The sequence below is a fragment of the Gillisella vitis genome, from assembly GCF_021559775.1.
Taxonomy (GTDB): Bacteria; Pseudomonadota; Alphaproteobacteria; order Rhizobiales; family Rhizobiaceae; genus Allorhizobium; species Allorhizobium ampelinum.
This window is the reverse complement of record NZ_CP056047.1, coordinates 2728389-2740633: the sequence shown is the minus strand read 5'-3', so window position 1 is coordinate 2740633 and position 12245 is coordinate 2728389. Positions and strand designations below refer to the sequence as shown.

Below are 12245 nucleotides of genomic sequence, written 5' to 3'. Positions count from 1 at the left end.
ACATCAGGAGGAAAACCCATGAGCACAGGCTTTTTCGGCGACATCACCAAGATCAAATATGAAGGCCCTGACAGCACCAATCCGCTGGCCTTCCGCCACTATAACCCCGATGAAGTGGTGATGGGCAAGCGGATGGAAGACCATCTGCGTTTTGCCGTGGCCTACTGGCACACATTTGTGTGGCCTGGAACCGACCCGTTCGGCGGCAATACGTTTGAGCGTCCTTGGTTCAAGGATTCGATGGAGGCTGCCAAGCTGAAGGCCGATGTGGCCTTTGAATTCTTCCAGTTACTCGGCACGCCTTACTATTGCTTCCATGATGCGGATGCGCGTCCTGAAGGCGCGTCCTTTGCGGAAAACACCAGAAATCTGAATGAAATTGTCGATTACTTTGCCCAAAAGCAGGCCGATACCGGCGTCAAGCTGCTGTGGGGGACGGCCAACATGTTCTCGCATCGCCGCTACATGTCGGGTGCCGCCACCAATCCCGACCCTGACGTCTTTGCCTTTGCCGCGGCAACCGTGAAGACCTGCCTGGATGCCACGCAAAAGCTGGGTGGCGAAAACTACGTGCTGTGGGGTGGTCGTGAAGGCTATGAAACCCTGCTCAACACCGACCTGAAACAGGAACTCGACCATATGGGCCGTTTCCTCAACATGGTGGTGGAATACAAGCACAAAATCGGCTTCAAGGGCGCGATCCTGATCGAGCCAAAGCCGCAGGAGCCTTCCAAGCATCAGTATGATTATGATGTGGCCACCGTCTACGGCTTCCTCAAGACTTACGGTCTTGAGAAGGAAGTGAAGGTCAATATCGAGCAGGGCCACGCCATTCTGGCCGGTCATACGTTTGAGCATGAACTGGCACTGGCCAATGCTTTGGGCATTTTCGGCTCCATCGACATGAACCGCAACGACTATCAATCCGGCTGGGATACTGACCAGTTCCCCAACAATGTGCCGGAAATGGCGCTGGCCTATTATCAGGTTCTGCAGGCGGGCGGCTTTACCTCCGGCGGCACCAATTTCGATAGCAAGCTGCGCCGCCAGTCCATCGACCCGGCGGATCTGCTGATCGGCCATATCGGTGGCATGGATTGCTGCGCCCGTGGCCTGAAGGCAGCGGCGAAAATGGTGGAAGACAAAGCGCTGTCAGCACCGCTCGCCAACCGCTACGCAGGCTGGAACAGCGACGGCGCCAAGGCCATGCTGGCCAGTGGCACGCTGGAGAGCATTGCTGCCCGGGTTGAGAAGGAAGACATCAATCCGCAGCCCGTCTCCGGCAAGCAGGAGCTTTTGGAAAACGTGGTCAATCGCTACGTTTAATCCACGTCTTGCTCAACGCTTCGTCACCCTCGGGCCTGTCCCGAGGGTCTGCTGCGCGGGCCGGGGCGTTGAGCTTGCTTTTAAAATTTGGCGGTTGCAGATTTTCTTTTTTGCATTTTCGGTCTCTAAACCCGCTTCACAGTTGAGAGAGAATTGCATACACCTACTGCAACGTTTCAGTATCATTTTGGAGGAGATGCATAATGAAGACGATTAAAGGCCCCGCTTTGTTTTTGGGCCAGTTTGCCGGTGACGCCGCGCCCTTCAATTCATGGGATGCGATTACCAAATGGGCCGCTGACAAAGGCTATCTTGGTGTGCAGGTTCCGACCTGGGCCAGCCAGTTGATCGACCTGAAAAAAGCCGCTGAATCCAAGGATTATTGTGACGAACTGGCCGGTGTGGCCCGCGCCAATGGCGTCGAGATTACCGAGCTGTCCACCCATTTGCAGGGCCAATTGGTGGCAGTGCATCCGGCCTATGATGAGGCGTTTGACGGTTTCGCTGCCCCGGAAGTGCGCGGCAATCCGAAAGCCCGGCAGGAATGGGCTGTACAACAGGTGAAATACGCGCTGAAAGCTTCACGCCATCTCGGCATCAAGGCACATGCCACTTTTTCCGGGGCGTTGGCCTGGCCGTTTATCTACCCATGGCCGCAGCGTCCGGCAGGCTTGGTTGAGACGGCTTTTGACGAACTGGCCAAGCGCTGGCTGCCCATTCTCGACTATGCCGACGAGCAGGGCGTGGATATCGCTTACGAAATCCACCCCGGCGAAGACCTGCATGATGGTGTGACCTTCGAGATGTTCCTGGAGCGGGTGAAGAACCATTCCCGCGCCAACATGCTCTACGATCCCTCGCATTATGTGCTGCAATGCCTCGATTATCTCGACAATATCGACATCTACAAAGACCGGATCAAGATGTTTCATGTCAAGGATGCCGAGTTCAATCCGAATGGCCGACAGGGCGTTTACGGTGGCTACCAATCCTGGGTCAACCGCGCCGGGCGCTTCCGGTCGCCGGGCGACGGACAGGTGGATTTCGGCGCGATCTTCTCGAAAATGGCGGCCAATGATTTCGAAGGCTGGGCCGTGGTCGAGTGGGAATGCGCTCTAAAACACCCGGAAGACGGCGCGCGTGAAGGGGCGGAATTCGTCAAGGCCCATATTATCAGGGTCACGGAGCACGCCTTTGACGATTTCGCCGCCAGCGGCACGGATGAGGCGGCCAATCGGCGGATGCTGGGACTGTAACGGCGAAGGAAGGACATCATGACAATCGAAGCAAGCAAATCCGAGCAACGCGCGCCCAAGATCCGTCTCGGCATGGTGGGCGGCGGGCAGGGTGCGTTTATCGGCGCGGTCCACCGCATGGCGGCGCGGCTCGACGATCATTACGATCTGGTGGCGGGAGCTTTGTCCTCCACGCCGGAGAAATCCTTGGCCTCGGGCCGGGATCTGGGGCTTGATCCCGCCCGCTGCTACGGCTCTTTTGAAGAAATGGCGCAGATAGAGGCGGGGCGCCCGGATGGGATCGAGGCCGTGTCTATCGTCACGCCCAATCACATGCATTACCCGGCGGCGAAAGCCTTTCTGGAACGCGGCATCCATGTGATCTGTGACAAGCCACTGACCTCCAATCTGGACGATGCCAAAAAGCTGAAAGAGGTTGCCGACAAGGCCAAGGCCCTGTTCATCCTCACCCACAATTACACCGGCTATCCCATGGTGCGCCATGCCCGCGAACTGGTGCAAAACGGCGAGTTGGGGGAGATCCGGCTGGTACAGATGGAATATCCGCAGGATTGGCTGGCGGAACCGGTAGAGCAGACCGGCGCCAAGCAGGCCGTCTGGCGCACCGACCCGGCCCAATCCGGCGTTGGCGGCTCCACCGGCGATATCGGTACCCACGCCTACAACCTCGGCAGCTTCATTTCCGGGCTGGAACTGGAGGAACTCGCTGCCGATGTACATACCTTTGTCGAAGGCCGTAGGCTGGATGACAACGCCCATGTGATGCTGCGTTTCCAAGGCGGCGCCAAGGGGCTGTTATGGTGCAGCCAGGTAGCAACCGGCAATGAAAACGGCTTGAAAGTGCGTATCTACGGCACAAAAGCTGGGATTGAGTGGACACAGGCCGACCCGAACTACCTCTGGTATACCAAGCTTGGCGAGCCGAAACAGCTGATCACCCGTGGCGGTGCCGGGGCCGGTGGAGCAGCTGCCCGCGTCACCCGCATTCCCGGTGGCCATCCCGAAGGCTATCTCGAAGCCTTTGCCACCATCTATTCCGAAGCTGCCCAGGCAATCCTTGCGGCAAGAACGGGGGCGGCGGTTGATCCGGCGGTGGTTTATCCCACGGTGGATGATGGGGTGAAGGGGGTGGCTTTTGTGACGGCGTGTATTCAGTCGTCACAGCAGAACGGGGCTTGGGTGAGGGTTTAGATACGGTTAAAAATCGCTTATCTTCATGTAATGTGCCTGGAGCTTTCAATTGAAGAATTAACGCGCTTAAGTTGAATCTCCCAAAGCCACCGCATTTTCTCGACGGTTTCTGACTTGGAACACCATTCCATTGGAACATGGATGCATTGCTCTACTGCCAGTCTCCAATCTGCGAGAGTTTGATGCCAGGTATAAGTATCATCACCTATTTGCTCATACCAATGACGCAGGATTTTTGCTTCATAGGTGGCTCGAATATGTTCGGGCCACCACAATACAAGACAATAGGCCAGATCATAGACTGCTATAGAGTATGTTAGTGACCATTCAAACGGTTGCCTATCGATGAAATATACCGGTTTTTCAGCCGACTGGGGTGTCAATATATTCATTGAGTTAAGGTCGCCGTGGAGCAGACTCATGCCTCGAAAGTCTGAAAGGCGTTGTTGTAAATGCTTCTTATGAATGCCGTAACGATTAGTAGACACTTGACCCGTGACATGTTCCATGGGCGCAACGCCGGGTTCTATCTCGTTAAAATACCGGTTGATTGCTTTAGAAGATGGGGCGGGCTGAGATTGCCAGTGATGGCGGTGCATTTGCCCTAGGGCCTCAGCTATTGCCATTCCATACTCAAGGCTTGGCAATATATCTCGACGGTTTGTGTGTGTCGTTGCGAGATCGTCCAGCAATATATTGTAACCAAGCGACTTATAAAAAAGAGCGCTCCAGCAATGCACAAGTGGAGCGCTCTCAAGATTTACGTAATCCCGCGTATAATATTCGACCTCAGAAGGTCCAAAATTTTCACCGAGGCAAATTTTGAGTCTCAGATTTTTCTGTTCGCCGTTAGCTAATTCGACCAGAATACGTATCTGTTCTGACCAATTGCTTTGATCGGTCTCGGCGATAAATGAGACCACGTCGCGCTTTAAAATTGTGCTGAGCCAATCAGTCGTAATATCGTTTTTATCACTTATGAATTTTCTATTAATCATAGCCTGAGGTGCTTTTAAATGTGCCTATTAATATCACCGATCTTTGTATCGGTTCTGTGACGTGCATAATATTAGGATCAGTCCAAATGACGTCACGCGTTAGTATGTTTTTTGTCAAACTCGTTTTTAATGTCTCACATCTTTCCCCCATCGTGCTGTTGGGTTAAATCGTTTTGACCGCAGAAGTGGCACGGCGAGTCACGCCATTAACTGACACCAACGGGAGTTCCCGATGACCGACGCCCAGATCCTTGCCGCCCGCTTCCCCGGTGATTTCCTGTTCGGTGTGGCCACCGCCGCCTACCAGATTGAAGGGGCAACCAAGGCGGATGGGCGCAAGCCGTGCATCTGGGATGCGTTTTCCAATATGCCGGGCCGGGTGTTTGAGCGGCATAATGGTGATGTGGCCTGCGATCATTACAACCGATGGGAACAGGATCTCGACCTGATCCAGGAGATGGGCGTTTCCGCCTATCGCTTTTCCATTGCCTGGCCGCGCATTATTCCTGATGGCACAGGCCGGGTGAATGAGGCAGGGTTGGATTTTTACGACAAGCTGGTCGATGGCTTGAAAGATCGTGGCATCAAGGCCTATGCGACGCTCTACCATTGGGATCTGCCGCTGGCGCTGATGGGCGATGGCGGCTGGACGGCGCGCTCTACGGCCTATGCCTTCCAGCGCTATGCCAAGCTGGTGATGGCGCGGCTGGGCGACCGGCTGGATGCCGTGGCGACGTTTAACGAGCCGTGGTGCTCGGTCTGGCTTAGCCATCTCTACGGCGTGCATGCGCCGGGCGAGCGTAATATGGAGGCAGCGCTGCATGCCTTGCACTATACCAATCTCGCCCATGGGCTGGGCATTGATGCTATCAGGCAGGTCGCGCCGCAGGTGCCTGCTGGTCTGGTGCTGAACGCCCATTCGGTCATCCCCGGCTCGCAGAGTGCGGCTGATCAGGCCGCCGCTGAACGTGCCCATCAGTTTCACAATGGCGCTTTCTTCGATCCGGTCTTCAAGGGCGAATATCCGGCAGAATTTTTTGCTGCTTTGGGCGACCGCATGCCTGTCATCGAGGATGGCGATCTGGAGGTCATTTCCCAGAAACTCGATTGGTGGGGCCTGAATTATTACACGCCGATGCGGGTTGCCGACAATCCGGCTGAGGGCGCCGAGTTCCCCGCCACGGTGGATGCGCCGCCGGTCTCATCAGTCAAGACCGATATCGGCTGGGAAGTCTATGCCCCGGCGCTGAAGTCCCTGGTGGAAGGGCTCTATGATCGCTACACGCTGCCGGTCTGCTACATCACTGAAAACGGTGCCTGCTATAATATGGAGGTGGCCGAGGGCGTGGTGGATGACCAGCCACGGCTGGATTATTACGCCGAACATCTGGGCGTGGTGGCCGACCTGATTGCCGAGGGCATCCCCATGAAGGGCTATTTCGCCTGGAGCCTGATGGATAATTTTGAATGGGCCGAAGGCTACCGCATGCGGTTCGGCCTCGTGCATGTCGATTACGACACGCAGGTTCGCACGCTGAAGAACAGCGGCAAATGGTATAGCGCGCTGGCAGCCGAATTTCCCAAGGGCAACCACAGCGCCGAATGAGGCCATTCTGCCGCCTCGTTTCTGGCCCCCTCGTTCTTGCGTGGTCGCGCTCTTGCTTATTGCGTCGCAACACGGCAAACTTCCCTCTCAGGTTGTGTCTATCAAAAGGGGGAATGCATATGGGACGGGTACAGCTGCCGCTTTCAGGTAATGTCACTCAGGCGATCAATCCATGGACCTGGGTCTATAGTCCGACCCAGGTCGGGCAGGCCAGTCTGGTCACGTTCAATATCGATGTCGGCCCCTCGACCAATCCCGAGGCCGAGAAGGATATATTGATGAATGTGGCCAGCTACGGCAAGCAGCTTGGTCGTATCGAGGACGCGCTCCGCGTGGTGATCGAACAGCTGGAGCCGCTGGTCCTGGATGAAAAACTGGCCGATAACGAGGCGATTATCGCCTTTCGGGCGCTGATGTACGAGATCGATACGATCAAGAAACAGCATCGGAAATAGCGATTGGTATAGTCGCGCCCTCATCCCCGCCGTATTTTTCGGATTTTTTAGCGAAAGTGAATTCTTCAAGATTTCAGAGTAGAATTGCGCTGAGTTTTAAACGGGAGATCTGGATGACGTCATGTGCGGGTTGCCGGGACGGGACGGCGTTCGATGCCCCGTTTTCTATGGCCTTTCAGCCGATCGTTGATATGCGTGATGGTGCCGTGTTTGGTTATGAGGCGCTGGTGCGCGGCACGGACGGTGCCGGTGCCGCCACGGTCATGGCCGGTATCAACACGCAAAATCGCTATGCCTTTGATCAGAGTTGTCGGGTCAAAGCCATTGAACTGGCGGCGTCCTTGCTACCGGAGACGTCAACGGCAAAGCTGTCCATCAATTTCATGCCCAATGCCGTTTACGAGCCGCGTGCCTGTATTCGCCTGACGCTTAAAACCGCTGAACGGGTCGGCTTTCCCCTGGATCGGATTCTGTTTGAATTTACCGAAAACGAGCGGATCGATACCGATCATCTGCTCAACATTCTGAAAACCTATCGCAGCATTGGCTTCAAGACCGCGATTGACGATTTTGGCGCGGGCCATGCCGGGCTGACGCTTCTGGCGAAATTTCAGCCCGATATCGTCAAGCTGGATATGGAACTGGTGCGCGGTATCGATCAGGATCGCGCCAAGAGGATCGTGTTGCGCCATACGCTGGCCATGCTGACCGAGTTCGGCATTCTTCCCCTGTGTGAAGGGGTCGAGACCAAGGAAGAGCTGGATGTGTTGAAGGATATGGGCGTGCCCTATATTCAGGGCTATCTTCTCGCCCGCCCAGCGTTTGAACGGTTCGATCAACCGGATCTTGCGCTCCTGTCGTGACAGTCCTTATGCCTGGACGTGTGGCGGCAAGCGCTGCCTAAAAGGCTCCAGTTCAGCCGCCGATATGCCGTTCGCCGCGCTGCTTGGCCAGCGCAATCTGTTTCTGGCGTTGGCGATAGCGATCCCGGTCTTCTTCTGTGCGGGTCTCATAGCAATGGCTGCACGATACGCCTGCCTCGTAATAGGGCGAGGTCAATTCTTCCGGCGTGATCGGGTTGCGGCAGGCGTGGCAGAGCTGGTGATTGCCCTCCTTCAATCCGTGGGTCACGGACACGCGCTCATCGAACACGAAACAGGCACCGTCCCAAAGGCTTTCTTCCTCCGGCACGTTTTCCAGATATTTCAGGATACCACCCTTCAGATGGTAGACCTCTTCGAAGCCTTGTTGCTTCATGAAGGCCGTTGCCTTTTCGCAGCGGATGCCGCCAGTGCAATACATGGCGATTTTCGGCTTGTTGTGCAGGCCGGGATTGTTTTTCACCCAATCGGGAAATTCGCGGAAGGTTTTGGTATTGGGGTCAACTGCACCCCGGAAAATGCCGATGGCGGTCTCGTAATCGTTGCGGGTGTCGATGACGATGGTGTCCGGATCGGAAATCAGCGTGTTCCAGTCCTTGGGATCGACATAGGTGCCAACGATCTTGTTGGGGTCGATATCCTCGACCCCCATCGTGACGATCTCTTTTTTCAGCTTCACTTTCATGCGCACGAACGGCATTTTCGACGCCCGGCTTTCCTTGTGCTCAAGGCTGGAAAATTCCGGCTGGGCGCGCAGATAGGCCAGCACCGTGGCAATGCCCGCATCCGTGCCGGCAATCGTGCCATTGATGCCTTCATGGGCCAAAAGCAACGTACCCTTGACGCCCTGCGCCTTGCAGAGCGCATCAAGCGGCTCGCGGAAGCTTTCGAACCGCGCGAAGGACGCAAAATGATAGAGCGCGGCCACACAGAATGCGCCGCCCTCTTCATGGCGAGGATTTTGAAGATCGTCTGTCATGGCGTGCGAAATACTGCCAATGCAGCCGGGAATCAACGAATTTCAGCAGGTGCGCCGCGCTTTGAGTTTCGTCAAGTCATGCCGGTGGGTTGAAGACGCGAATCCGATGGCCGTCTGGATCGGTGGCGAGGAAAGTCCGCCCGAACTCCATATCGGTCGGTGCTTGCAGCATGGGTACGCCAAGCGCTTGCCATTGCGCGTGGAGATCATCGACATCCGCAGCCGTATCGGCCCGGATCGCCAGTTCGCAGCCACCGCCGGTGAGGCTTGCCGCAGGCTCAACGGTGTGGCGGGACCAGAGGCCGAGAATGAACCCGCCCGGCAGCGCGAACATGGCAAATGTCGCCGATAATTCGACAGGCGCAAGACCGAAGACCTGCTGATAGAAATGGGCGCTTGTCTCGGGTGCGTCGACGTAAAGAATTGTCATTTTCGGGGTCGAGGTGGTTGTCATGGGAGCGTCTCCTTCAGGTTGACGCCCGGTTTGTAACTCAGTCTGCTGCCAAAAAATGGCAGGAGTGTTGACAGCTCTGCTCTTTTGTCTGACGCTCTAAAAAATCCGATCTGGAATGCTGTTATGCTCGCGCCATCGTTTCAGCAGGCTGGCTCGACGCACCGGGTAGCGCAGAGCGAGTGTCTTGCACTCCCCAATGCGGTCGCAGCGAAAATGTCTGAAATCTTCCCGTAGCGTACACCATGCCAGCAAGATTCGTGCGCCTTCAAAGAATGTCAGGGCGAAGGGCCAGATATCGCGGTTGCTCGCCACCCCTTTTTCATCCCGGTAGACGATATGCAGCACATGTTCTGCGCGGATCGCTTGCCGATATGGGCTGAGATCGGTCGGAAGCTGCCCCGCCGCTTTATCGCTTGGTCCGACCAGCAGGCTATTATCCTCAAGGCTGCGGCGAAGTTCGTCGGGCAGCACAGCGGTGATTTTCGCCAGGGCGTCGCGGGCGGCAAAGGCCAGATGCTGGTCGGTTCGTTGTGCGACAAAGCGGGAACCAAGCACCAGCGCTTCGATTTCCTGTGGGCTGAACATCAGCGGCGGTAGCATGTAGCCCGGACGCAGCACATAGCCAAGACCGGCCTCGCCCTCGATACCGGCGCCCTGGCTCTGGAGCGTGGCAATGTCGCGGTAGAGCGTGCGGATGGAGACGCCCAGTTCTTCGGCCAATACCTGTCCGGTCACCGGGCGGCGATAGCGCCGCAGAATTTGCAGCAGAGAAAGAAGACGCTCAGACCGGGTCATCAACTGCCGCCTATTGCGCTGCGGCTCGCAGCCAGAGTGCTTCGATGACGGCCGGTTCAAGGTCGGGTCCGTCGGCAAACAATGCATCCGCCGCCTCAAGTGCTTGCCGACGCAGGGCTTGCTGCTGGCGGATGATGATGGCGAGCAGATGGGACAATGTTTCGCCGCCAGCAAACAGACTTGAGTCTTCATCCAGCACCGAGGTCAGCACCGACAGGTCATTTTCATGGCCCAGCAGATCGGCCAGTTGCTTGGCGGCGCTGCGTTTCATCTCCATGGCGCTTGGCCAGAGATCGCGCAGCAATGACAAATGCATCCAATAGGTCTGGGTGGCCTTGCGCAGCGCATGGTAGCTTTCAGCTTCGCTGCCCTCGCGGCAGGCTGCAATGGCTGCGTCAGCGCGCTTGAAGGTCTTGGCCCAGGCCTTGGCAAATATCCGGGCGACCTTGGCGGGCCGGTCGTTGAACTCAATCCTCATGGCGACATCTGCCGCCTCACGGCAGCCGTCTGCCGCATCGCGCATCACTGCGCTCTGGCCTGCCTCCAGATTGGCCGACAGCCGTTCATGGCGATTGGACAGGAGTGACCACGCCTGTTGCAGGGCATCGGCTTCTTCATCGCTGAGGGTTGCTTCTTGAAGCGCCTCAACACTCTCCAGCAATGCGGCAGCATCGCGAAGTGCTGAAAGGCTGCGGGCAATATCACCTATCCGCCGGTTTTCCCGGCGACGCAGGTCGGCAATGGCCGGGGCGATCAGCCGGTAGAGAGCTCTGGCGCGCTTCAGTTTGCGGCGCGCAAGATGAACGGCCCGATCCCGTTCGTCGGCCTGGGCTTCTGCGCCCCTATCAAGATCGGCTGCGGCAGCCTGCAAAAGCGCGCCCAGCATCCCGGCAATGGCGGTGCCTGTCTTCAGGTCAGGCCTTAAGCGATAGGCCATTGCGCCTTTCCGTCGCTGGCGTCGAGGTTGCCAGCCATTGGTTGGAATAGCGCCCGTCGCCGGTGACTTCCCGTCCGACCCAAGGCGGCAGCGGTGGGTCTTCGCAGTCATTTTCAAGTTCGACCTCGGCCACCACAAGCCCGGCATGGGCGCCAGCGAAGACATCGACTTCCCAGAGATAGCCGCCATATTCAACATTGTAGCGGGTCTTTTCGATGACGTTACCCTGGGCTTTGTCGATCATTTCCAGCCCGTCGGCGAGCGGGATTTCATATTCGAATTCATCGCGGCTGAGGCCAACATGACCAATCTTGATGGTCAGCAGCGCATCGGCCCGGTCGCGGATGCGGATGCGCACGGAACGATCTGCCCCCGACAGGATATATCCCTGCTGAAAGCTGCTGGATTTGCTGACATGCTGACGCCAAGTGTCTGTGCGGACCAGGAATTTTCTTTCGATTTCCTTTGCCATGGCTGCTTTCCGTCACGTTAAAATCGATTTCACTCTATAGTATGACGCCGGTTTGACAATAGTTCCATCGATCCTTGAATTGCTGCTGCGCGCATTTGCCTCGACAGGGCAGTTTTCACGCGCTAATCAGGAGCATCTAATCGTTTGAAAGGTATGTTCATGACTGCGAAGACTGACAGATTGTTGGCGGTGCTCAAGCTTCAGCCAGTTGTTCCCGTGCTGATCATCGACGACGTTGAAACCGCCGTGCCGCTGGCGCGAGCGCTGGTGGCCGGTGGGCTGAAAGCCATCGAAATCACCATGCGCACGCCAGCCGCGCTGGAAGCGATTTCGCGGGTGGCCGCCGAGGTCGAAGGGGCTGTGGCCGGTGCCGGGACCATTCTCAACCCTGCCCATTTCGAGGCCGCGCTGAAAGCCGGGTCGCAGTTTATCGTCAGCCCCGGCACCACGCCGGAATTGCTGGCGGCTGCCGCCGGGTCCGATGTGCCGCTGCTGCCGGGTGCGGCCACGGCCAGCGAAGTGATGACCCTGCGCGAAAAGGGCTATGAAGTGCTGAAATTCTTCCCCGCCGAACAGGCGGGTGGGGCGGCCTATCTGAAATCGCTGTCCTCGCCGCTGGCAGGCACGCTGTTTTGCCCGACAGGCGGCATTTCACTGAAGAATGCCAGGGATTATCTGTCGCTGCCAAACGTCGTCTGCGTCGGCGGCTCCTGGGTGGCGCCAAAAGAACTGGTCGCTGCGGGCGATTGGGCCGGCATTACCAAGCTGGCCGTTGAGGCCTGCGCGCTGAAAGGCTGAACTACAAGCGGCGGCATATGTCGTAATTTGACGCCCGCGTCTTGGGAAAGGGCGCGGGCGTTCCTATCTCTCTTCTAGCTGAAATATTAGGGAGAAG

At 57.0% G+C, this 12245-nt stretch carries 13 protein-coding genes; 7 read left to right on the top strand and 6 right to left on the bottom strand.

All coding sequences use genetic code 11. From position 1 onward, the window contains the following. The first annotated feature begins 18 nt into the window (after positions 1 to 18). From xylA to AVCG78_RS12875, 3 genes are all read left to right on the top strand, one after another. Positions 19 to 1326: a xylose isomerase gene (xylA, locus tag AVCG78_RS12885; protein ID WP_071584913.1), complete on the top strand. Its 1308-nt coding sequence runs from the start codon at positions 19 to 21 to the stop codon at positions 1324 to 1326. A gap of 203 nt (positions 1327 to 1529) precedes the next feature. Beyond that, on the top strand, positions 1530 to 2582 hold the full coding sequence (locus tag AVCG78_RS12880; protein ID WP_071203830.1) for a sugar phosphate isomerase/epimerase family protein: 1053 nt from the start codon (positions 1530 to 1532) through the stop codon (positions 2580 to 2582). Between the two features lie 18 nt (positions 2583 to 2600). Continuing rightward, a complete protein-coding gene (locus tag AVCG78_RS12875) occupies positions 2601 to 3773 on the top strand; it encodes a Gfo/Idh/MocA family protein (protein WP_071584911.1) in 1173 nt (390 codons plus the stop codon). Between the two features lie 23 nt (positions 3774 to 3796). Here the strand turns inward: AVCG78_RS12875 and AVCG78_RS12870 are convergent, their stop codons facing one another. Then, positions 3797 to 4771 (bottom strand): phosphotransferase, encoded by a 975-nt coding sequence (locus AVCG78_RS12870; RefSeq protein ID WP_071584910.1) that lies wholly within the window; start codon positions 4769 to 4771, stop codon positions 3797 to 3799. Positions 4772 to 5003: 232 nt separating this feature from the next. Between AVCG78_RS12870 and AVCG78_RS12865 the strand changes: the two genes are divergently transcribed. The 3 genes from AVCG78_RS12865 to AVCG78_RS12855 all read left to right on the top strand — a co-directional run bounded on the left by AVCG78_RS12865 (position 5004) and on the right by AVCG78_RS12855 (position 7695). Then, entirely contained in the window at positions 5004 to 6377 is a 1374-nt protein-coding gene (locus AVCG78_RS12865) for a GH1 family beta-glucosidase (protein ID WP_071203825.1), read from the top strand. Between the two features lie 119 nt (positions 6378 to 6496). After that, on the top strand, positions 6497 to 6832 hold the full coding sequence (locus AVCG78_RS12860) for a hypothetical protein (RefSeq protein ID WP_060718499.1): 336 nt from the start codon (positions 6497 to 6499) through the stop codon (positions 6830 to 6832). Between the two features lie 113 nt (positions 6833 to 6945). Beyond that, positions 6946 to 7695, top strand: coding sequence for an EAL domain-containing protein (locus AVCG78_RS12855; RefSeq protein ID WP_071203823.1), 750 nt, complete (start codon positions 6946 to 6948; stop codon positions 7693 to 7695). Between the two features lie 52 nt (positions 7696 to 7747). Here AVCG78_RS12855 and trhO read toward each other — a convergent pair whose 3' ends face one another. The 5 genes from trhO to AVCG78_RS12830 all read right to left on the bottom strand — a co-directional run bounded on the left by trhO (position 7748) and on the right by AVCG78_RS12830 (position 11350). After that, a complete protein-coding gene (trhO, locus tag AVCG78_RS12850) occupies positions 7748 to 8692 on the bottom strand; it encodes an oxygen-dependent tRNA uridine(34) hydroxylase TrhO (RefSeq protein WP_071584939.1) in 945 nt (314 codons plus the stop codon). A gap of 76 nt (positions 8693 to 8768) precedes the next feature. Then, on the bottom strand, positions 8769 to 9146 hold the full coding sequence (locus AVCG78_RS12845; RefSeq protein ID WP_071203821.1) for a VOC family protein: 378 nt from the start codon (positions 9144 to 9146) through the stop codon (positions 8769 to 8771). 96 nt (positions 9147 to 9242) lie between these two features. Then, complete coding sequence (locus AVCG78_RS12840; RefSeq protein ID WP_071203819.1) at positions 9243 to 9941, bottom strand: helix-turn-helix transcriptional regulator; 699 nt, start codon at positions 9939 to 9941, stop codon at positions 9243 to 9245. Between the two features lie 10 nt (positions 9942 to 9951). Next, the gene (locus tag AVCG78_RS12835; RefSeq protein ID WP_071203923.1) at positions 9952 to 10878 is read right to left on the bottom strand and encodes a CHAD domain-containing protein; all 927 of its coding nucleotides are present in this window, start codon (positions 10876 to 10878) and stop codon (positions 9952 to 9954) included. After that, positions 10856 to 11350 carry a CYTH domain-containing protein gene (locus AVCG78_RS12830; RefSeq protein ID WP_071203817.1) on the bottom strand — a complete coding sequence of 165 codons (495 nt, stop codon included), beginning with the start codon at positions 11348 to 11350 and terminating at the stop codon, positions 10856 to 10858. The genes AVCG78_RS12835 and AVCG78_RS12830 overlap by 23 nt, the downstream gene beginning before the upstream one ends. Positions 11351 to 11509: 159 nt before the next feature. On the opposite strand from AVCG78_RS12830, the gene AVCG78_RS12825 reads away from it, so the two are divergent. Next, positions 11510 to 12148 (top strand): 2-dehydro-3-deoxy-phosphogluconate aldolase, encoded by a 639-nt coding sequence (locus AVCG78_RS12825; protein ID WP_015917159.1) that lies wholly within the window; start codon positions 11510 to 11512, stop codon positions 12146 to 12148. The last annotated feature ends 97 nt before the right edge of the window (positions 12149 to 12245 follow it).